The organism is Brevundimonas sp., from assembly GCF_016742135.1.
In the GTDB taxonomy this organism is placed as follows: Bacteria; Pseudomonadota; Alphaproteobacteria; order Caulobacterales; family Caulobacteraceae; genus Brevundimonas.
In genome coordinates this window covers 213,653-235,833 of record NZ_JACVCG010000001.1, presented here as the reverse complement: position 1 = coordinate 235,833, position 22,181 = coordinate 213,653, and the positions used below count along the sequence as shown (strand labels likewise).

General features: G+C 65.9%; 17 protein-coding genes. All 17 read right to left on the bottom strand.

What is annotated here, in order from left to right; genetic code table 11:
- Positions 1-73: 73 nt before the first annotated feature.
- A complete protein-coding gene (locus IBJ06_RS01175; protein WP_292156687.1) occupies positions 74-1,216 on the bottom strand; it encodes a glycosyltransferase family 4 protein in 1,143 nt (380 codons plus the stop codon).
- Between the two features lie 39 nt (positions 1,217-1,255).
- Positions 1,256-1,912: a hypothetical protein gene (locus IBJ06_RS01170; RefSeq protein ID WP_292156686.1), complete on the bottom strand. Its 657-nt coding sequence runs from the start codon at positions 1,910-1,912 to the stop codon at positions 1,256-1,258.
- A gap of 100 nt (positions 1,913-2,012) precedes the next feature.
- Positions 2,013-3,947, bottom strand: a complete 1,935-nt coding sequence (locus IBJ06_RS01165; protein WP_292156685.1) for an acyltransferase family protein — start codon at positions 3,945-3,947, stop codon at positions 2,013-2,015.
- A gap of 9 nt (positions 3,948-3,956) precedes the next feature.
- A complete protein-coding gene (tviB, locus tag IBJ06_RS01160; protein WP_292156684.1) occupies positions 3,957-5,234 on the bottom strand; it encodes a Vi polysaccharide biosynthesis UDP-N-acetylglucosamine C-6 dehydrogenase TviB in 1,278 nt (425 codons plus the stop codon).
- Between the two features lie 24 nt (positions 5,235-5,258).
- Positions 5,259-6,386, bottom strand: coding sequence for a UDP-N-acetylglucosamine 2-epimerase (non-hydrolyzing) (gene wecB / locus IBJ06_RS01155; RefSeq protein ID WP_292156683.1), 1,128 nt, complete (start codon positions 6,384-6,386; stop codon positions 5,259-5,261).
- A complete protein-coding gene (locus tag IBJ06_RS01150) occupies positions 6,383-7,489 on the bottom strand; it encodes an NAD-dependent epimerase/dehydratase family protein (RefSeq protein WP_292156682.1) in 1,107 nt (368 codons plus the stop codon). The genes wecB and IBJ06_RS01150 overlap by 4 nt, the downstream gene beginning before the upstream one ends.
- A 1-nt stretch (position 7,490) precedes the next feature.
- Positions 7,491-8,525 carry a polysaccharide biosynthesis protein gene (locus tag IBJ06_RS01145; RefSeq protein WP_292156681.1) on the bottom strand — a complete coding sequence of 345 codons (1,035 nt, stop codon included), beginning with the start codon at positions 8,523-8,525 and terminating at the stop codon, positions 7,491-7,493.
- 14 nt (positions 8,526-8,539) lie between these two features.
- Positions 8,540-9,484 (bottom strand): NAD-dependent epimerase/dehydratase family protein, encoded by a 945-nt coding sequence (locus IBJ06_RS01140; protein WP_292156680.1) that lies wholly within the window; start codon positions 9,482-9,484, stop codon positions 8,540-8,542.
- Positions 9,481-10,698, bottom strand: coding sequence for a glycosyltransferase (locus tag IBJ06_RS01135; protein WP_292156679.1), 1,218 nt, complete (start codon positions 10,696-10,698; stop codon positions 9,481-9,483). The genes IBJ06_RS01140 and IBJ06_RS01135 overlap by 4 nt, the downstream gene beginning before the upstream one ends.
- Complete coding sequence (locus IBJ06_RS01130; protein WP_292156678.1) at positions 10,695-12,212, bottom strand: oligosaccharide flippase family protein; 1,518 nt, start codon at positions 12,210-12,212, stop codon at positions 10,695-10,697. The genes IBJ06_RS01135 and IBJ06_RS01130 overlap by 4 nt, the downstream gene beginning before the upstream one ends.
- A complete protein-coding gene (gene asnB, locus IBJ06_RS01125) occupies positions 12,209-13,975 on the bottom strand; it encodes an asparagine synthase (glutamine-hydrolyzing) (protein WP_292156677.1) in 1,767 nt (588 codons plus the stop codon). The genes IBJ06_RS01130 and asnB overlap by 4 nt, the downstream gene beginning before the upstream one ends.
- Complete coding sequence (locus IBJ06_RS01120; RefSeq protein ID WP_292156676.1) at positions 13,976-15,157, bottom strand: glycosyltransferase; 1,182 nt, start codon at positions 15,155-15,157, stop codon at positions 13,976-13,978.
- A gap of 3 nt (positions 15,158-15,160) precedes the next feature.
- Positions 15,161-16,063, bottom strand: a complete 903-nt coding sequence (locus IBJ06_RS01115; RefSeq protein ID WP_292156675.1) for a glycosyltransferase — start codon at positions 16,061-16,063, stop codon at positions 15,161-15,163.
- Positions 16,060-17,334: a glycosyltransferase gene (locus IBJ06_RS01110; protein ID WP_292156674.1), complete on the bottom strand. Its 1,275-nt coding sequence runs from the start codon at positions 17,332-17,334 to the stop codon at positions 16,060-16,062. The genes IBJ06_RS01115 and IBJ06_RS01110 overlap by 4 nt, the downstream gene beginning before the upstream one ends.
- On the bottom strand, positions 17,331-18,524 hold the full coding sequence (locus IBJ06_RS01105) for a glycosyltransferase (protein ID WP_292156673.1): 1,194 nt from the start codon (positions 18,522-18,524) through the stop codon (positions 17,331-17,333). The genes IBJ06_RS01110 and IBJ06_RS01105 overlap by 4 nt, the downstream gene beginning before the upstream one ends.
- Positions 18,517-19,866, bottom strand: a complete 1,350-nt coding sequence (locus IBJ06_RS01100) for a hypothetical protein (protein WP_292156672.1) — start codon at positions 19,864-19,866, stop codon at positions 18,517-18,519. Before IBJ06_RS01100 ends, IBJ06_RS01105 begins: the two co-directional genes overlap by 8 nt.
- Positions 19,867-19,906: 40 nt before the next feature.
- Positions 19,907-21,805 (bottom strand): polysaccharide biosynthesis protein, encoded by a 1,899-nt coding sequence (locus tag IBJ06_RS01095; protein ID WP_292156671.1) that lies wholly within the window; start codon positions 21,803-21,805, stop codon positions 19,907-19,909.
- Positions 21,806-22,181 lie beyond the last annotated feature (376 nt).

The following is a 22,181-nucleotide window of genomic DNA, read 5'->3' as shown; positions in this document are numbered from 1 at the left end:
GGGCGAACGTCGGCCCGTGCTTACCAAAGCCCCCTGTCCGGGACCAGTGCCGCCACCCGCTAAACCGGCGGTGTCATCCGTCCGCCACGGCCGACAGGATCTGGGCATTGACGCGGTGGACGTCATAGCGGGCGCGCACCCGCTCCAGCGACGCCTCGCCCATCTCTGCCGCCAGCGCCGGATGCAGGATCAGCCGTTCCATGGCCGCTTCCAGCGCCCCGGCATCGCGCGGCGGCACCCTGAGGCCATTCAGCCCGTCCACCACCGTCTCGCGGCAGCCCGGGGCGTCGGTGGTGATGACCGGACGGCCCATGGCCATGGCCTCCAGCACGGAGCGGGGCGTGCCCTCGCGGTAGGACGGCAGCACATAGACGCGGGCCGCCGCGATGGCCGGGCGTACATCGTCCAGCCGGCCCAGATGTTCGATGCCCCCGTCGATCCAGCCCTGAAGCTCATCCTCGCCGACCGTGTCCGGGCCCGGGTCGCGCCAGCCGACCAGCTGAAAGCGGGCGTGCGGGTGGCGAGCCTTGAGCGCCAGGGCCGCCGTCGCATATTCGCGCACGCCCTTGGCCCCCAGCAGCCGCCCGATCATCAGGAAGACGGGCGCGTCCGGCAGGGGGGTGGGGCGGTAGTGGTCCAGATCGACGCCCGAGCCGTCGACCACGCCGATCTGGCCCTGATCCCGGAGCAGGCCCCGCCCCAGAAACAGGTCGCGGTCATCCGGATTCTGGAACAGCACCCGGTCGGCCCCGCCCAGCGCCAGCCGATAGAGGCTGGCGGCCATGACGCCCGCGAGCAGACGCTTAAGCCCGCCGCCCGTCCCGTCGGTGAAGGCATAGCCGAGCCCGGTGATCAGGGCGACCGACCGCCCCACCCCCGCCGCCCGCGCGGCCAGCAGACCCCAGATGACCGGCTTGATCGTATAGGCCAGCAGCACATCCGGCCGCTCGCGCCGGAACAGGGCGATCAGGCTCTTGCGATAGGCCAGATCCGCCAGAGGGTTCATGCCCGTGCGCGCCATGGGCACATCCACCGGGCGGGCACCAAGCGCCACCAGCGCGGCGTGGGTGCCGGTGTCAAAGTCCGGCGCCGCCGCCGTCACCCGCCAGCCCCGCCGCACCATCTCGGCAATCAACGGCCCCCGGAAATTGACCAGCGACGGCGCGTGCGAGGCAAGGACAAGGACGTGAAGAGGGGCAGATGCGACGGCGACCATGGCGTGCCTCTTACGTCAGCTACTGCAGATTTTCCTACTTTAACTTACGCCTGAAGTTCCGATCCTGATCACGGCGCAGCTGATTTCAAAAGGACGAAACAGATAGGTCAGGGCACTTGCTCGGGCTCTCGCTGCCTTCGGTCTTCGTGGCCAGTTCAGAATTCGCCAGCCCGATTGAGCCAGATAGTGCGGGAGGGACCGGACATCGTCCCGCAGGGTGCCGCCGTCTATGATCTCGCCAACGACCAGTTCGCCCTTGAAAAGGGACGCGAATTCTTCGGGAGTCGGGCGATACATCGTGTCGATCGGATCGGCATGGTACGGATATCTGTAGGGACCGGTGACGCAGATCAATCCGCCTTCGGGCAGGATACGGCGGCAGGCGTCGGCCACAATCCCGGGGTCTCGGACGTGCTCCAGAAGATTGGAGACCAGGATGGCGCGGAAATGCCTGGCCACCAGTTGTTCCTGATAGACCGGATCGGTGATGTCCCCGACTAGGTCCACACCCGGTGCCTGCTTCATGTCGGCATGGACCACTTCGACCCCATCCGCGCGAAGCGGCGAAAAGACCTCGCGGTCAATATGAGGTTTGAGGTCTTCCCGGAATGTCTTCGTTGAAGAGCCCAGGTTCAGGATCGGACCATCGATTCCCTTTAGCGCACCTCTGATCCACTTAGCTTCCGAAACCCGCATGTCGGCACTCGTCCCTCGCTGGTCAGATGTCCTTCCCATCATGCACGGGCGCGTCGAACTCTGGCTATACTTTTTCTTGCGGCGTTGACGGGCTACCCGCTCAGCGTGTCGTCGACGTCAGCCGATCCAGCAGACCCAGACGCTCGACAACATAGCGGGCGCCGTCGCGCGTCAGGTGGCCGTTGTCGAGGTACAGGATCGTGTGCCCAGCCCGTGTCCGGCAGACCTCGGCATCACACAGCACCGTGGCCGGAGAAAGCACCTCAACCCCGGACCGCGCGCCCAGGCGCTCGATCAGCGGGCCGATGCCCTGCCCCTCGAATACAGCCACGGACAGGGGTATGTCGCAGCCCGCCTGCCCGGCCACGATCCGGCCTTCCATCGCCCGCTCGTTACAGCGCCCGGCGTCGAACGGCGCGCGCGGGGTCGGGGCCAGGATAATCGGCACCTTGCCGGCCGCCTTCAACCGCTCCAGCCCTCGCACGAAAGCCGCCTGCCCGGCATCGCTGAACGGCTGCACCCGGCCGTCGATGAACAGGCGCTGCCCGTCCTCGATCATGACCTGGCCGAACGGCGAACTGATCAGCACATAGCGCACCGAGGGCATGGCCTCGATCGCGGCCAGCACACTGTCATTGAAGGCCACGCATTCCCGCGACCAGGCGGCGGTATAGCGGTCCGACGTATGCGCCAGCCCCTCGACCGGAGCGCAGGCGCTCTTGGTCATCTGGACGACCGGCAGGCCCTCCAGCCCGGCCAGCCAGTGCATGGCATAGCTGTCGCCCCAGACGGCCACGGTCGGCGCGTCCGACGTCCGGCACTCGGGCTTGTCCACCCACTCGGCGGTCTCCTGCTCACAAGCGGCAGCCAGGCCCTGATTTGGCTTCAACACCTCGGCGGTCGGACTGGTCACGCCCAGCGACGGCACGGCGAACGCCACGACGGCCGCCGACGCCGCGCCGATCCCCCATGCCGGGCTGATCCGAAACCGCGACCAGTCGCCCCGGAAGGCCTGCTCCACAAACCGGTATTGCAGCCACGCCAGGCCGGTGGCCAGCAGGGCCAGCCCGATCATCACCGCCATCGGCGGGTGCTGGCCCCACGCGATATAGGCGAAGGAGAACAGCGGCCAGTGGATCAGATACAGGCTATACGACCAGTCCCCGACGATCTTGACCGGCAACAGCGGGGTCCGGGGCAGCCAGCCGTCCTTGCCCAGCAGGATCAGGCCCGTGGCCACCACCACGATCACCGCGTCCCAGCGCGGATGCACCGGATCGAACCCTATGGCACAGGTGACAATGATCGCGGCCAGCGCCGCCAGCTTGGCCCAGCCCGGCACCGTCAGGTCAGGCCGCCGGATCATCACCCAGGCACAGACCGCCCCGAACAGCAGTTCCCATGCGCGCGTCGGCAGCATGAAGAAGGCCAGCTTCTGCGCGCCCTTGGCGCTGAACGGCAGCCAAGACGGTCCGGTCATCAGCACCATGCACAGGGCGAAACTGGCCACCATGCCCGTGATCAACAGCCACGGCCGCGCCCGCAGCGGCGTCAGCCACAGCAGGAAGGGGGCGATGAAATAGAACTGCTCCTCCAGCGACAGGGACCAGATGTGCAGCAGGGGCTTGGTCTCGGCCGCGCCCTCGAAATAGCCGGTCTGGCTGGCCAGCACGAAGTTGGCGACGAAGGCCAGCGAGCCCAGCAGCTGCGCGGCATAGTCGGCCATCTGGGAGCGGGTCAGAAACACCGTTGCCAGCGCCGTCGTGACGGCCAGCGTCGTCAGGCTGGCGGGCAGCAGCCGCTTGGCCCGGCGAATGTAGAAGGCCTTGAAGCCGAAGGTTGTGCCCCCCCCCCCCGCAACCTCAAGTCCGCGCAGGATGATGCCGGTGATCAGGAAGCCCGACACCACAAAGAACACATCGACGCCGAGGAAGCCCGAGCCGAACGCGTCCGGAAAGGCGTGGAACAGCACCACGGCCAGCACGGCCACGCCGCGCATCACCTGAATGTCGAAACGATCCTGACGCCCCCCCATTGCTGTCCCCTACAGCCGCGCGTCGGTCTGGTCGGCGTCGAACAGATACTTCAAATCGTAGAGAACATGCTCAGACTTGCCGAGCTTGCGGATCGCGGCGATGCCCTGTTTGCGGAAATCTTCATGGGCGACGGCCAGGATGATGCCGTCATAGGCCCCCTCTGCCGGGTCGGTGATGACGTCAAAGCCGTATTCGTGGCGGACCTCGTCGGCATTGACCCAGGGGTCGCAGACATCGACCTCGGCGCCCCAGTCGATCAGGGCCTTGCGCACATCGACCACGCGGGTGTTGCGCACATCGGGGCAGTTTTCCTTGAAGGTCAGGCCCAGGATCAGCACCCGCGATCCCCGGGCGTGGATCTGGCGGTCGATCAGGGCCTTGATCATCCGGTCGGCCACATACTGGCCCATGCCGTCATTGACGCGCCGGCCCGACAGGATGATCTGGGGGTGGTGGCCGACGGCCTCGGCCTTGTGCGTCAGATAATAGGGGTCGACGCCGATGCAGTGGCCGCCCACCAGACCGGGGCGGAAGTTCAGGAAATTCCACTTGGTGCCCGCCGCCTTCAGCACCGCCTCGGTGTCGATGCCCATGCGGTTGAAGATGATGGCCAGCTCATTGATCAGGGCGACGTTCAGGTCGCGCTGGGTGTTCTCGATCACCTTGGCGGCCTCGGCCACGCGGATGCTGGAGGCCTTGTGCGTGCCGGCGGTGATGATCGTCGAATAGAGGGCATCGACATAGTCGGCCACGGCGGGCGTCGAGCCCGAGGTGACCTTCATGATGTCGGGCAGGCGGTGCTGCTTGTCGCCCGGATTGATCCGCTCGGGGCTGTAGCCGGCAAAGAAGTCGACATTGAACGTCAGGCCCGAGGTGGCCTCGAGCACCGGCACGCAGTCTTCCTCGGTCGCGCCTGGATAGACGGTCGATTCATAGATGACGATGTCGCCGCGCTTCAGAACCCGGCCGATGGTCTCCGACGCCTTTTTCAGCAGGGTGATGTCGGGCTGTTTGCTCTCGGTGATCGGGGTCGGGACGGTGACGATATAGACGTTGCAGTCCGCCATGGCGGCGGCATCCGACGCATAGGTCAGGTGGGTCGCCTGGGCCAGCTCTTCGGGCTCGACCTCGAGCGTGCTGTCGCGGCCGGCCTTCAGCTCGGCGATGCGGGCGGCATTGATGTCAAAGCCGACCACCGGAAAGCGTTTGCCGAATTCGACCGCCAGCGGCAGGCCGACATAGCCCAGGCCGATGATGGCGATGCGTGTGGTGTCGAGCGTGATCATGAGACGTCCGGGCCGGAGAGAAAACTATTTGCGCCAGACGACGCGGTTCACGAAGTCGGTATAGCTGACGATGATGCGCACGACCTTTTCCGAAACATTATCGACGTCATAGTCGCGCACGACATGCAAAAGGCGATCGTCGCCGCGCGGCTGGCTTTCGAGAATCTCCAGCCCCTGGAAGACACGGTCGGGGTTCATGCCGACCATCATGACGGCGCCCTCCTCCATGCCCTCGGGCCGCTCGTGGGTCTCGCGGATGTTGAGCGCCGGGAAGTTGAGGATCGACGACTCCTCGGTGATGGTGCCGCTGTCCGACAGGACCGCGCGGGCCTTCATCTGCAGGTGCACATAGTCTAGGAAGCCGAACGGCTTCATCTGCATGACCCGGTCGTCCAGCTTCGCGCCTGAGGCCTCGATCTTGTTGCGGGTCCGCGGGTGGGTCGACAGCACCACCGGCCGGTCGAACCGCTCGGCCAGACCGTTCAGGATTTCGATCAGGCCATTGAACTGGACGTCGGACTCGATGTTCTCCTCGCGGTGCGCGCTGACGAGGAAATAGTCGTGCGGCCTGAGGCCCAGCGTCGGCAGAGGGTCGGCGGCATCGATGCCCGGACGATAGTGGCTGAGCACCTCATACATGGGACTGCCGGTGCGGATCACGCGCTGCGGGTCCAGCCCCTCGGCCAGCAGATATTCGCGGGCGATCTCGCTGTAGGTCAGGTTGATGTCCGACACATGGTCGACGATCCGGCGGTTGATCTCCTCGGGCACGCGCATGTCGAAACAGCGGTTGCCGGCTTCCATGTGGAAGGTCGGAATCTTGAGCCGCTTGGCCGCGATCACCGCCAGGCAGCTGTTGGTGTCGCCCAGTACCAGCATGGCGTCGGGCGCGGTCTCGGCCAGAATGCGGCTGGAGGCGGCAATGACATTGCCGATAGTCTCGGCCGCGGTAGCGCCTGCGGCCTCGAGGAAGTGGTCCGGCTTGCGGATGCCCAGCTGCTCGAGGAAGATCCCGTTCAGCTCGTAGTCGTAGTTCTGGCCCGTGTGCACGATCACATGGTCGCAGTGACGGTCCAGCGCCGCCATGACCCGCGACAGGCGGATCAGTTCGGGCCGGGTCCCGACGATGGTGACGACTTTTAGCTTTTTCATCCGGTCAGTCCGTTGGCGATGGTGTCGGGGCGGGCCCGGTCGAAGATCTCATTGGCCCACAGCATGACGATCATTTCCTCATCCCCGACATTGGTGATGTCATGGGCCCAGCCGGGGATGGTCTCGACCACCATGGGCTGGCCGCCCTCGGTCTCGACGGCATAGGTCTCGCCGGTTTCCATATGGCGGAAACGGAAGCGGGCGTGGCCCTTCAGCACCAGGAATTTCTCGGTCTTGGTGTGGTGATAGTGACCGCCGCGGGTGATGCCCGGGTGGGCCGTAAAATAGGAAAACTGGCCCGACTGTTCCGTCCTGAGCATTTCGACGAACACGCCGCGCGGGTCGCCGTGCTGGACCAGCGGATAGGCGAAATGCTCGACCGGCAGGGCACTGACATAGGTGGCATAGAGCGCGCGGGTCAGGCCGACGCCGACAGGCCCGGCGGTGTGGGTCTCGCGGATCGACCGGAAGGCGCGGATCTGGTCGGCGACCTCGCCCACCGTGGTGCGATAGACGACCGGCACCTCGGCAAAGCCCTCTATGGCCTCGGGGGCCTTCAGCCAGCCGAGGAAGGCCTCGATCACATCGTCGACATACACCAGCGTCAGGGGCGCAGACGGATCATTGATCGTGATCGGAAGATCGCGCGCGATGTTGTGGCAGAAGGTGGCAATGGCCGAGTTGTAGTTGGGCCGCGCCCATTTCCCGAACACGTTCGGAAGGCGGTAGATCGCCACCGGCGCGCCGGTCGCCTTCGCATAGGCCCGCAGATGATCCTCGGCCGCCCGCTTGGACGCGCCATAGGGATTGTCGGCTTCGGCCTGGGTCGAGGACGAATAGATCACCGGAATGGCCCGCTCGCCCAGCGCCTCAACCAGGGCCGCCGTCTGATCGGCATTGCCGGTGGTGAACTCGGCCGGGTCCCGGGGCCGGTTGACGCCCGCCAGATGGATGACGGCATCCGCCTCTGCCAGAGCGGTGCGCACCTGATCCGGGGTCGTCTCGCGGTTGACGGCGACCGTCTCCATGCCCTCGATCTCGGACAGGCGCAGACGCAGGTTGCGCCCGATAAAGCCGTTTGCGCCAGTGACGACGACCTTCATCTCAGACACCCGCCTCGATCGGTCCGCCGTCCAGCACGGTGCGCATGCAGTCCAGCTGCAGCAGCAGGTCCTTCATACCCTCGACATCCAGCCGGGTGGTGTTTTCGGAGGTATAGTCCTCGGCGTTCGACAGCCGGGCCTCGCCCTCCTCGACATAGGCACCATAGTTGAGGTCGCGCATGTCGGCGGGCACGCGATAATAGTCGCCGATCTCCTCGGCATGGACCATTTCCTCGCGGGACAGCAGGGTCTCGTGCTTCTTCTCGCCGTGGCGCGTGCCCATGACATGGATCGGATGGTCCGGCTTGCCCATCAGTTCGGTGAGCGCCCGGGCCAGCACCGTCAGCGTCGCCGCCGGAGCCTTCTGCACCAGAATATCGCCGTTCTGGCCCTTCTCATAGCCGAACAGCACCAGATCGACGGCGTGATCCAGTGTCATCATGAAGCGGGTCATGTCGGGATCGGTGACGGTGATCGGTTGGCCCGCCGCGATCTGGCGCACGAACAGCGGAATGACCGAGCCGCGCGAGGCCATGACATTGCCGTAGCGCGTGGCGCACAGCGTCATCCTGTCGGGGTCCAGCGTCCGCGAGCGGGCGACCAGCACCTTCTCCATCATCGCCTTGGAGATACCCATGGCATTGACGGGGTGACAGGCCTTGTCGGTGCTGAGGCCGATCATGCGACGCACGCCGGCCTCGGCCGCGGCATCAATGACATTCGCCGTGCCCATGACATTGGTCTTGACCGCTTCCATCGGGAAGAATTCACACGACGGTACCTGTTTCAGCGCGGCGGCGTGGAAAACATAGTCGACGCCGACCATGGCGGTGCGCAGGCTGTCCTTGTCGCGCACATCGCCGAGGAAGAATTTCAGCTTCTCCTGGCCGTACTGCTTGCGCATGTCGTCCTGCTTCTTCTCGTCGCGACTGAAGATGCGGATCTCGCGCACATCGGTCTCGAGGAAGCGGCGCAGCACGGCATTCCCGAAGGAGCCGGTGCCGCCGGTGATCATCAGGCAAACGTCATCAAGCACGGGGTCAGCTCTCCTCAGTTCTGCGTGGCGGGCGCAGCGGCTTCGCCCCTGGCCCAGGCCATATAGGTGTCCAGTCCATCCTCGATGCCGACGGTCGGGGCATAGCCGAACGCGTCGTGCGCCGCCGAGATGTCGGCCAGGCTGTGGGCGACATCGCCAGGGCGGGTGCCGACATGCTCGATCACCACCTCACCGGGGACATAGGCTGCCACACGCCGGGCCAGGTCACCGATCTCGATCTGGGTGCCGCTGGCGATGTTGAAGGCGCCCGAGGTGCCGACATTGCGCGCCGCGGCCAGATTGGCCTGGACCACATCGGCGACGTTGACGAAGTCGCGCGTCTGGTGGCCATCGCCGAAGATGTGGATGGGGCGGCCGCCCAGGGCGTTGAAGGCAAAGATCGGGATGACATTGCCATAGGCGTCGAACCGCTGGTTCGGGCCATAGACATTGAAATAGCGCAGGCAGATCGCCTCCATGCCATACACATGGGCATAGGCCAGGGCCTGCTTCTCCGAGAACAGCTTGGACACGCCATAAGGGGTCAGCGGCTCCAGCGGATGATCTTCGGCGATCGGCAGGGTCTTCAGCTCGCCATAGATGCCGGCCGAGGACGACACCACGACCTTGCGCGCACCGGCCGCCCGGGCCGCTTCCAGCACCCGCATGGTGCCCAGCGCATTGATCTCGGCATCCTCGACCGGATTGTCGATCGAGCGCTTGTTGCCGACCGAGGCGGCCAGGTGGAAGATGACCTCGCACCCTTCGGCCGCGCGCATCATCAGATCGGCGTCGCGGACATCGCCCTCGATCAGCTCGACGCCGTCCAGCGGGGCGAGGTTGCTGCGATAGCCCGAGCTGAGATCGTCGACCACGCGCACCTGATCGCCATCGCGCAGCAGGGCCGCGCAAATGTTCGAACCGATGAAGCCGGCGCCGCCGGTGACCAGAGCCTTCATATCCCCGTCCCTTGTGTGCGGGCGTCCTTAGCACAGGTCACCGCCTCGACCAGACGCCTCAACCCGTCAGTGTGCCGCCGATAGTCGAATCCCGTCTCAGCCGTGTGACGGGCGGCCTTTCGCAGGGCCGATTTCTGCTTTGGGGTCAGGGTCAGGGCGCGTTCCAGCACCCGGGCCACAGTCTCGGGCGAAGCATCGCGGCAGATCAGGCCATTTTCGCCATCGACCAGATGATCCGCGAGATCGCTGGTCAGGGTGGCGATGACCGGCGTGCCGACCGCCAGACTCTCGACGAACTTGGTCGGAAACCCTGCCGTGGCGACCTTGTCCGGGCGGCGCAGCAATATGGAAAAATCAGCCCTGGCCACCCCCGCCATAGCCGTCGCCTGCGCCACAGGACCATGGGCCGTCACCGACAGCGGAATGTCGGCGAGGCCGTACGCCTTGAGGTCGTCCGGGCGCGGACCATAGATCTCGAGACGCAGCCGCTCGTCGTTCGGATCGACCGTGGCAACGGCTTGCAGAAGAACACCCAGCAGGTCCTTGCGGCCCGGCGTCCCGGCATAGACGAGGCTCAGCCGGTCGTCGTCGCCCCCCTGCCCAACCGGCGTCGCCTTGACGTCCACCGTCGGCGGCACGCGCACGACCGGCAGGCCGGCCCGGGTGTAGTGATCCTCCAGCCAGCGGCTGATGGCGAGGACACCGTCCAGCCCGGGGATCAGCCAGCGCATGGCGATCTCGGTCTGCCAGAGATAGGGCGAGGTGGCGAAGCCCAGCGGGGACGCCGCCGTATACCATTCGACCGCATCGAAGATCAGCGGCACCCCGGCCCTGCGGCACCATCCGCGCAGCTGCAGGATGTAAGGGGTATAGCCGCTGTAGAGGATGACGGCGGCCGGCCGGGCGTCCAGCCGTTCCAGCCAGTGGCGGCTTTTCGCGCCCATGGTGACGTAGCGGGTCAGGCGCAGCAGGTTGGGCAGGTGTTCGGCATCGCGCTCTGATGTCGAGGCCAGAAAGATGCCGTCACCCAGGCTGTGAACCTCATCGTCCGGAGCCTGCTGTCCCGACAGGACCAGCACCTGATAGCCGGCTGCCACAAGGCTCTGCGCATTGCCGAGGATGCGCCGCGCCGCGGCCCCGCCCTCCGGGAAGGCGAACGGACCCACATAGACGACGAACGGCCGGGCGGGGTCGAAGGGCGCAGACCGGCTCATGTCCACCTCGCGGCGACACCCGGGGCGACCTTGGTCAGCACACGGCGGACCAGTCCCCTCTCATAGGGGTTCATGCCGATCCCCAGCATCAGGCCGGCATAGAGGGGCGTATAGATCGCCACGCACAGGAACAGGCCCGTCCAGCCGCCGATCATCCAGTGATTGAGGGCCAGGCCCACCGGCACACAGACCGCCAGCACCCGCCCCAGGCCCCGGGCCAGCTCACGGAAATAGCGGCCCATGTCGAGCCCCAGCTTGACCTGCAGCAGGATGGCGACCGCGACATAGCCGACCATCAGGCCGATGCCGGTGCTGATCGCCGCCCCGACCACGCCCCACAGATTGAGCAGCACAATGGTCAGGGGGATGTTGAGACAGGCAATCGCCAGGATCATCAACGAGCGGTGCCAGTACAGGCTCTTGACCTGCAACAGGATGTTCCGGGCATTGCCGATCAGCTCCAGCGTATAGGGGATCAGCACGATCAGCAGGATGGTGTAGGCCAGCCCGTAGTCCGGCCCCAGCCACAGGTCGATGAAGCGCGCGCCGAACAGGGCCAGCCCCGAGATGACCAGCAGCAGGAACAGGGCCTGAAGCCGCGACACCCGGATCAGCAGGCTGTTGAGGGCCGGGGCATCGGCACCGGAGTCGGCCTGGCGGATGATCTCGGGCGCCATAACCCGCGAAATGGCGGTGCCGAAGCTCATCAGATGTTTGTTGAAGGTGGTCCCGATCGCATAGAGGGCCACGGGCGCGGCACCCAGCACGGCCCCGATGATCAGATTGTCCAGCTTCCAGTAGATCTGCTCGACCATCACCGAGACGAAGATCGGGGCGGCATAGAGGGCCACGGGCTTGAGCCGCGACCAGCCGGGCCAGGACCAGCCGACCGGTATCCTCAGCACAAGGACAATATAGATCAGGCGCGCCGCGACCTGGAAGACCAGGGCACCCGACATGACGATCACCACCATCAGGGCGCCGAACCCCTGCCACAGCAGCACGACCGTCAGCAGGGTCGAGGTGACGGCGGTGAAAATCTCGAGCAGGCGCAGAAAGACAAAGCGCTCCATGGCCGACAACAGGGCGCCCAGCGGATTGAACGCGACCATCACCACCGCCCCGGCACCGACCGCGATGATCATGTCCTGAAGCAGGGCGACCTGGGGCCCCGTCAGACTGGCTCCGAACAGCGCGGGCGCGAGGCCGTGGACGGCATAGGTCGCCCCCGCCACCAGCAGGCCGAGCCCGGCATAGAATCCCAGCATCTGTTTCAGGAACCGGCGGCGCTCGTCGGGGGTGTTCTCGTGCCGGACGAAGAAGCGCATCACGCCGTCATTCATCCCGAAGTCGATCATGTAGAAATAGGCCGCCAGCGCGCCGACGATGCTGAACAGGCCATAGCCCTCCTGCCCCAGCGCCCCGACCAGGATCGGCGTGAACACCAGCGTCGTGGCGATGCGCACCGCCACCTGGGTGTAGGACAGCATGGCCGCGTTCAGACGCTGGCTCATGGCGTGTCGTGCCCGGCCGCCGCCAGATCCGCGCAATAATAGTCGGTGGCGACCTGGGCCAGCGTTGTCAGGCGGGAGGTGAAGCAACGGTTGCGGTAGGCCCTGACGGCTTCCAGCACATAGGTCGAGGGCGGCGTGAAGCCCGTCTTGCGACGATCCAGTACGGCATCCGGCACCACCCCCCGCAGGGCATCCTTCAGCAGGCCCTTGGCCCGGTCGTCCGGGAATTTGTGGGAGAGCGGCAGGGTCGCCACAAAGGCGCGCAAGTCCCGGTCCGCGAGGGGACAGCGCACCTCCAGCGAATGGGCCATGCCCAGCTTGTCGGCGAGGAAATAGCCATTGTTCGGCAGATAGGCACGCAGCAGGCGGCTGTACCTGCGATCCAGCGGGTCCTTCAGGTCCCGATCCTCAAGCTCGGACCAGGTCAGGGCGGGCCGCCCCTGCTGCTCGACAAGCGCCGAGACCTCGGTCAGCATCGGCCGGTTCCGGATCGAGCGCTGATAGATCGTCTTGCGCAGCAGATAGGCCAACAGCTCCACCCGCGCTCCGAGATCGCTGGCAGACAGGGTCGCAGCCAGGCGCTGCAGCCGCCCGCCTTGAGCCGCCCCCGCGCCGGTCTTCACGCGATTGGCGGACGGATAGCCGAAGAAGATTTCATCGCCCCCGATGCCGCTCAGCAGCACCGTGTAGCCGCTCTGTCGCACGGCCTTGTAGAGGTACCACTGGGCGAACTGGGACGGGTCGCCGTTGGGCTCGTCGAGATAGGACAGTATGGTCGGGAGCTCGTTTCTGAAGTCCGACTGATCGATCTCGACGCGGGTAAAATCGAGGCCGAGATGCCCGGCCAGCTGTTCGGCCTCGTACGACTCGTCGTGGGTCGACCGGTCCGAGAACCCGGCGGAGAACACCTTGAGCGGGTGTCCAAGCGCCCTGGCGATACAGGCGATGGCCGAAGAGTCGATGCCGGCGCTCAGCAGCAGGGCCAGCGGCACCTCGGATTCCAGCCGCCGCTCCACCGCCCGGAACAACAGGCTCCGCGTCTGCTCAACAGCTTCGTCATAGCTGCCCTCGAAGGTCGGCTCGGGCCTGCACCGGTACCAGCGCTCGAGGGTCAGGTCCTGATGCCGGCCGACACGGGCGACATGGCCCGGCATGACCTTATGGATCTCGGCGACATAGGTGTCGGATTCCGTGAGGGAATAGCGCTGCGCCTGGACCTGGCGGATCACCTCGGCATTCAGCGTCCCGCCGCCGTCGAGGAAGCGCCGGACGGCCTTCACCTCGGACGAAAAGACCATGCCGTCGGCCGTCTTGGCATAATACAGGGGCTTCTTGCCCGCGTGGTCCCGGGCGCAGATGACCATGCCGCGCGCGCGGTCGTAGAGCACGAAGGCGAACATGCCGTCGATGTGGGCGAGGAAATCATCCCCATAGGCCCGATAGGCGTGGATCAGGACCTCGCTGTCCGAAGCGGTCTGGAAGACAGCCCCGTCGGCCACGAAACGCGCCCGCAGTTCCCGGTGGTTGTAGATCTCGCCGTTGCAGACCAGCACCAGCGACTGGTCCTCGCTGAAGATCGGCTGGAGGCCGTTGGCCACCCCGATGATCGACAGGCGGACGTGCCCCAGGGCCACATGGTCGTCGCGCCAGACGCCCTGCTCATCCGGCCCGCGATAGGTCATGCCGGCGATGCAGGCGTTCAGGGCCTGTTCGTCGCGGCCGGTCAGTCCGGCCCGGTTAAGGACGACGGTAAATCCGCACATTCAGGGTCTGTGTCCCAGGAAGAGGGCCTCGATCTGATCCAGCTTGAGCGCATCATCGAGGATGGCGGCGGGATAGCGGTCATTGCGGACGCGCGCGACCTTTTCCGGTGACCGGATCAGGTCCGACAGGGCTTCGATGATCGCCGTCTGATCGTTGTCGATGACCCAGCCGTTGTCGCCGTCTGTCAGCTGCTCGTCGATCCCGGAGACCTTGACGGCCAGCACGGCGGCGCCCGAGACCTTGGCCTCATTGATGACGCCGCACAGCCCTTCATGGTTCGACACCATGGCCACCAGGTCGGCGTGCCTGTAGGCCGGGAAGGGATTGCCGGACTGCCCCATCAGAATGACCCGGTCGGCGACATCGGCGTCGGCGATGCGCTGCTCCAGCGCCCGGCGATCCGGCCCGTCCCCGATCAGATACCAGCGGAAGGCCAGCCCCCGGTCCTTGAGGGCCCGCGCCACCTCGACCAGCCGGAAGATCGCCTTGTCCCGGTTGGACAGGCGACCGACGGTCAGGATGCGGACTTCTTCCGGCGCCGAACGTGGTGGAAAGGGGTCGGCAGCGGCCTGGCCCAGGGCCCGCATACCCTCCGCGTCCAGCACATTATAGACGACGCTGGCCTTGCCCCGCGCCCCCGGCACGGCCTCCAGCAACGACTGCAGCGACACGCCCGAGACACTGACGAAATGGTCGACGGACGCCGCATAACGCTGAAGCTGGGCCGCTATCCAGCCGTCCGGGTCGATGCCCTTCAGGTCATTGCGGATCCAGACGAACTTTCGGTTCGCGCGAACCACCCGCGTCACGAACAAGGGATCCAGACCGTGGATCATGACGGCCGCCGCATCGAACCGCCGCCAAAGGAAGGGCAGCATCCGGATCGCGCCGATCAGGCGACCCATGCCATAGGCCAGCAGGTCCGGCAGCGCCTTCAGACGCTCGGCGACACCCCGGGCCGCGGCAAAGCGGACGCCATGCCCCCCCGGACGCAGCCGGACAATCTCGACACGCGGATCGACATCCGCCTCCAGCTGGCCCCCGCCCGTGGTCAGGACCAGGGTGACAGCCCAGCCCTGATCGGCCAGGGCCTTCATGAGGCGCAGGGTCGACTTCTCCGCCCCCCCCATGTTCAGGATCGGATAGTGGAACAGGACACGGCGACCCGAGGCGGCGGGCATCGCCTACAGATTCCTCAGATAGCGTCGGAAGCGCGCCAGCAGGGAGCCTGAATAGACCCGGTGGAAACCGGCCAGAACCGCCGGCGACGTGTCTACAGCCTTGAGCACATAGGGTGAGCCCTCGGCCCGGAACGTCGGGTTGATCGCCTCGCCGGCCCTGGTGTTCACGCCGCTGCCGTCATAGCCACTGTTCACCAGTCGATTGACGCTCGAAAAGATCGTGTCGCGGCCCGACGCCGCCTGCCACAGGCCGAACCGGATCGACCACGAACTGACCGTGCCCTGCATCTGACGACGCAGGCGATCCACCCGATCCGAGCCCGCCGCATTGAACCGCTTGCGGAACACGGGGTCACGATACAGGCGCGGGGCATCGGCGGCCGTCCAGTCGACTTCCCGCCAGCGATCCGCCCAGGTGGCCCAGCCCGTGCTGCAGTTGCGCGGCACCCGCATGACGTCGGCCGTATAGCCGGGCGGCGGGGCCTTCAGCGGACAGAAGCCCGAGATAGACCCCACCGTCTGGTCCGGCTCATAGAAGTCGAGCGCATCGTTCATGAAGCGAAGGAAGTCGCGCGAGACGATCAGGTCGTCCTCCAGCACGATCACCCGGCCGGCCTGTTCGACGACCTCGGTGACGCCGCCGATGATGGCTTTGGCCAGGCCCTTGTTCTCGTCGGACGCCACGACCTCGAAGGCGGCGAACCGGTCGCCCCAGGCCGGATCGTCCAGCACGGCGCGCACGGCGGCCACGCCCTCGCGGGCGGCCTCGTTGCGGGGGCCGTCGGCATAGACCCGCACGCGGCTGTCCCGCGCCAGATCGGCTTCGGCGAGAGCCGCCAGGGTCTGGCGCAGGTGATCCGGCCGATTGTAGGCGAACACCACGACCGGGGCGAAGGAGCGGCTCATGCGGAGACCTCCTTTAATGATCCCGATATCCGGTCATAGGCCGCGACCAGCGCCTGGACATTGGCCTCGGGATCATGCGTCGTCCGGGCTCTCTTGCGTGCAGAGGCAGACAGACGATCACACAGCACCGGGTCATCGAACAGGCGCTTGATCTGCATGGCCAGCATGGCCGGATCGTCGGCCCGGTACATCAGCACATCGACCTCGTCGGACGCCATCGACGGCACCCCGCCGGTGAAGGAACTGACTGACGGCGTGCCCACCATCATCGCCTCGCCCAGGGTGTTCGGGCTGTTTTCGATGATCGAGGACATGACGAACACGTGCGACTGTTCCATGCGGCGGACCATGGCGGGCTCGTCCAGTAATCCGGTGAAGGTCACGCAGTCCGTGAGGCCATGCCGGTCGATCAGGTCGCAGACATAGGCCGGGTAGCCGATGTGCCGCTTGAAGGAGGACGCGGCCTGGGGGCTCTCCCCGGCAACGTAGAGTCTGATATCCGGATAGGCCCGGCGCAACAGCCTGACCGCCTCGATCACCACGTGCGTGCCCTTGCGGGGCTGGGCGGCATTGCCCACGAAGATGCTGTGGCGCTCGCACCGCGCCGGGTCCCAGGCGGCCCCATAAAAGCCGTCGCGCAGAATGCGGCTGCAATGGTGATAGGTGGCATCGGGATTGATCGCCCAGGCCTGGGCACGGTCCCAGGTCGTGCGGCCCATGATGTGGTCCGCCAGCTGGATCGTCTCCCGCTCAGCCTTGAGCCGCGGCAGGAACCGAATCGCAAAGTTGGCCATCAGGGCCGCGGCCGTCAGAGCCGTCTTCGGCCGTAGCGGATTGAGCATCGACAGCAGGGGAAGGCGGCCCAGATCATAGTTGCGATTGCCGTTGATCACACCCTGCAACGACAACAGCTTGGGCCCGGCCCAGGCCTTCAGGAACCGCCGCGTATAGGCCATCTCGGACCCTTCGGCGTGCAGCAGGTCCGGGGTGAAATCCTCCAGCACTTCGGCGACCGTGGCGTCTTCGACGTCAAAGGGGTCCGCGCCAGACTGCGGCATGGCGTAATAGACGATGCCGTTCTTCTCGATCCGGGTCAGGGTCTTGACCGGGGCCCGCATAGCCACGCCGATGCGGAAGTCGTCGCGCTGCGCCAGCCGGTCGGTCATCAGCGTCAGCCAGCCGCCGAACGGCGTCTTGCCCAGCCCCAGCTCGGTCGCCACGGCGGGCAGGACGATGTTGACGATCCACAGGACCCGGACCGGCGCGCTCATCGGACCGGCCTCAAGGCATCGAGAAAGGCCCGGGCCGGGGCTTGCCAGTGCGGGATGTCGAACGGGTTGGAGGACGCGCAAACGGACTTCATGGCCAGGAGCTCCGCATCCCCGAGGGTCGCCGCGCGGCGCAGCCCCCCTGCAATCGACCCGGCCGAAATGTCCGGCGCCAGAAAGCCGTTCCGACCGTCGGTCAGATAGAGGTCTATGTCGCTGGTCGGGTTGGTCACCACCGGAATGCCCAGACTGGCCGCCTCGACATATTTGGTGGCAAAGCCCGTATTGGCCACGCGGTCATTCCGGCGGAAGAACAGGGCATAGTCCGCGGCCCTGAGCTCGGCCAGCGAGTCCGCATGGGGGATGCGTCCCAGAAACTGCAGGCTGTCGCCCAGCCGGGCGACGAGGGCCGCGTCGCCCGGACGCTCGGCCAGGTACTGGTCGCGGGTCATGCCCGCGATGCGGAACTCGAACGGAATACCGGTCGTATGGAGGGCGTCAAATCCCTCAAGGGCGACCGGCAGCCGGTCCTTGACCATACCCAGGCCGGGGCTGCCCGAATAGAGGAACCGCCGGCGACCGTCGGTCCGGGCGAGGCGGGGCGGCTCGGGCTGCCACTTCGGGTCCGAGGCATCAATGACAAACGGCAGCAGCACCCGGTTCAGCCCCGGCAGGGTGTCCGCGAACCAGCGCGACGCCGCGATGAGATTGCCGGCCTTGCGCGTCAGGACCCGCAGGCGAAACTCGGTCCAGGCGATGCGCTGGAGGTTGCGCAGGACCTTCTTGCCCTCCCAGCCATACCATTCGGTGCAGTCGAGGATGGCGGGTATGCCGCGCGCCTTGCAGCCGCGCAGGATCGACCAGGTGGCCTGCCCCGCGTGGTTATAGGCGCTGACGGCCCGGACCGATCCGGCGGGCAGGCTGTCGACGAAGGCCATGACGCTCTCGCCCGAAAGGTCATAGCGCGCATAGTCCCGCCCCGGGATGGGCCGGCGGATATCGACGCAGCGGATGCCCTCGACCTCGATCTCGGTCGGCCCCCCGATCGGCGGCACCTCGGGCGTGATCTTGCCCAGGATGATCACCTTCAGGCCGATCGAGCGAAACAGCTTCGCCAGCCCGATGGCGCGCGTGGCCGAGGCGGTCCGGTCCGGAAGGCCGTATCCGCCGACGAGGATCAGGGTGTCAGGCACGCCCACCCCCGGACCGGATCAGGGGGGCAGTGCGGGTGGCCGGGACAGGGGCTTGGGGACCCCAGCGGAGGGACAGCCGCCTGCGCGGTCCTGCCGGGACCCGTCGGCGGGCGCGCTCGACCAGCTGGCAGGCCACGGGAACCATGATGAACAGGATCACGCCCAGGCTGGCGAAGACGTTGTTCAGCAGGGGCAGCAGCACCATGATTCCGAAGACCGAAAAGGCCAGTCCGAAATTGTCGCGCATGCCCCGCATCATCCGGACGGGCAGATAGGTCAGGAGATAGACGAAGATCGAACCCACCAGCACGCCATACCGGGCGAAGGTGTCGAGATACTCGGAGTGCTTGCCCACGTCCCGGTCGGTGATGACGCCGAAAATCGGGTTGTGGACGAACAGGTCGATACTGCGCAGATAGCGGGATACCCGATCGTCCAGCGTTCCCTGGCTCTGCTCGTCCTGCAGGCTCTCGATCACGTCCAGAATCTTGCGGTGGTAGGACGTCCCCTCGGCCAGCGGTCTGATCGCCTCCAGCAAGGGGATCAGCGCCATCTGATAGGCCAGCCAGGCAATCATCAGCATCAGCGGAGTCATCATCAGCATCAACGGACTGCGGCGTTTGAAGACCAGCGAGATCGCGATGGAAAACACGGCCAGCACGATGGCGATCGAGAAGCCGGCGCGCACGACCACGGCAATGCCCAGAACCAGATTGGCGAGGATCAGGGCCTGGATGATAAACGGGATCCGGCTGAGGGGGCGCAGGAACCGCGGCTCGTCCAGCGGCACGAAGCGGCGGGTATTGAGCAGCATCAGCACCAGGACCGGCAACAGCACGACGATGCCATAGACCAGCGAATAGCCCCCCACCCCGTCGGAGGTCAGTTCGCGGGCCATATCCGACGATCGGGTCAGGTGTCGGGCAGCGTGGGATCCGAACGCATCGAACCCCGCATAGGTCGTGTAGAACCAGATCGGAAAGGTCGCGAGCATGAACCAGAAAATCGGTGCCATGCTGCGCACGTCGTGCCTGCGGCTCTCGTAGAAAATCAGGAAGAACAGCATGATCCATATCTGGAGGTGCTGAACGATACTGCCCTCGCCACCCAGCGCCAGCTCCATGATCGCCGTGTAGCCGACGAAGAACAGGGTCAGGACGACCGGCAGGGTCGGGCGGGTGAATATCCCCCCCGGACGGAACATCTCCAGCAAGGCCCAGCCGCCTACCGCAAGAACTGCCAGCAGGCGAAATCCCAGCCCATAGGCCAGCATCGGAGAGGTCGCCCACAGACAGACATAGGCGACCGCCAGATTCTGGACGTCGAAGATCCTGAACTTCACGGGCGGTCATCCCCTGTGGGGACCGTCTCTGGCAGACGCGTCATGGCTTGCGGATGTCCCCGATGGTTTCTGCGACCAGCATGGTAACCTCGTGGCCGCGTCCCCCCAAGGCCGCAGATATCAGGGTTTGCAAACGTGCGGTGTCCAGGCGTCCGGAACTGCGGCGCCCCATGACCTCCAGGATACCCTCGACGCATGGGCGCGGATCCTCGCCATCGTCAGCCAGGACCTCGGCGATCTTCTCGCCCTTCTTCAGGCCCGTGAATTCGATCTTGATGTCCACGCCCGGCTTCTTGCCGGCCAGTTCGATCATCTGGCGGGCCAGATCGGCGATGCGGACGGGTTCGCCCATTTCCAGCAGGAATTTCGACGGCCCCTCATCCGCACGGGCGGCCTTCACCGCCGTGCTGTGCAGGACCAGTTGCACGGCCTCGGGGATGGTCATGAAATAGCGGTTCACATCGGGATGGGTGACGGTCACCGGCCCGCCCCGGGCGATCTGGTCACGGAAGATCGGCACCACCGAGCCGGCCGAGCCCAGCACATTGCCAAAGCGCACGGCGGACAGGCGCGTCTCGCTGTCAGGCACCAGCTCCAGCAGGGTTTCCGCGATCCGCTTGGTCGCCCCCATGACATTGGACGGATCAACGGCCTTGTCGGTCGAGATCAGCACGAACTGGGCGGCCCGGGCCGTGATCGCCGCCCGGATCACATTCCAGGTGCCCTGAACATTGGTGAGGACTCCCTCGGCCGGATTGTTCTCGACCAGGGCAACGTGTTTCAGGGCTGCGGCGTGGAAGACGATGTCGGGGCGTTCCTGCTCGAACACCTCGCGGATCCGGGCCTCGTCACGGACATTGGCGAGGACCGCGCGGCGGGTCATGGCTGTGGTCACGCCGCCCAATTCCCGGTCAATTTCGAACAGCAGGAATTCGGAATGATCCAGCAGGGTCAGGTGGCCACAGCCCAGCTGCACCATCTGGCGCGCGATTTCCGAGCCGATGCTGCCGCCCGCCCCCGTGACCAGGATGCGCTTGCCCCGGATCAACTCCTCGACCGGTCCGGCCTGCAGGGCGATCGGCTGGCGGGGCAGGAATTCCTCGAGCGGGATTTCCGTCAGCAGATCGGCATTGGGGCGCGGCTCCCCCACCTCGGTCAGGGCATGAGGCCGCAGGAGCGTATAGCCGGCCTTTTTCATCTCCCCGATCCTGTGCGGGGTCAGGCCAAAGGTTTTCACCGGGTCCTGGAGGAACAGGATGGCCGACAGTTTTTCGTTGCGGAGGGGTGCCGGCAGGCGACCGACCCGCCACTGATCCAGTCGGGCGACGAACGGTACCCCGTGCAGGCGCATGCCCACTTCGGAAGCATGCGGAGTGACCACGCCCACCGGCTGATACGGCTGGCCGGGATCGGCCATCAGGTGTCGGATCTGGCGATCCGCGTCCGCCATGGCCCCAACCAGCAACAGCGGCTTTTTCCCCAAGGCGGTCTTGCGCCACCACGCCGGGAGCAGATGTTCCGACAGGCCGCTCTCACGCGGGAGGCGCCAGGCCACACGGGCGCCGACCAGCAGCATCAGGCTCAGCAGCCACGCCAGCGGCAACACCGACCGCGGCAGTTCCAGCCCGCGGTCCACGAAGAAGATGACCATCAGGAAGAGGGCCATGGTCAGGCTGACGTTGCGCGCCAGCGCCACGACATCCCGCGCCGAGGAAAAGCGCCAGGCCGCGCGTTCAGCCTGGAACACGGCTTCGACGCCTGCCCCGATCAGGGCGAACAGGCCCGCCCACCCCAGAACCTGGAGCGCATCCGGATCAATGAACCACCATTGGATCGGCAGGGCCCGGCGCAGCTCATAGGCCAGCACGAATCCCACGAACAGCGCCGCGATGTGGATCAGGTATTTGACCGTCCACGAGAATGTCAGCGGCGTACGCATTCCTGGGCCCAATATCGACGGATCATCAAACAATAATGACGAGCATTACCACCAGCAGTCATCCGTATAAGGACCACACCTGGCACCAGCGCTCACAAAAAGGAGCAAGTCCCGCACACACGCACAAATCGTTCGACAGCCTTCCTGCACCAGGACAGGTGGCGCAAGTCCCCCGACCTGACCTTTCCTGACTTCGCCTGATCGACCGTCCAACCCTGCCGCGAGCCCTTTGCCTAGGTATTTCCTCATAGTCCAGCGACAATGCGAGGAATTCCAGGGCTGAGCGGTTATCGGTGGAATGAAGTCGCGTTCGAGGCTATCAGGCTGTCTGAAATGCCCCTGTGAGGGGTACCGGGTCGCGCCTGGCCGGACCGGC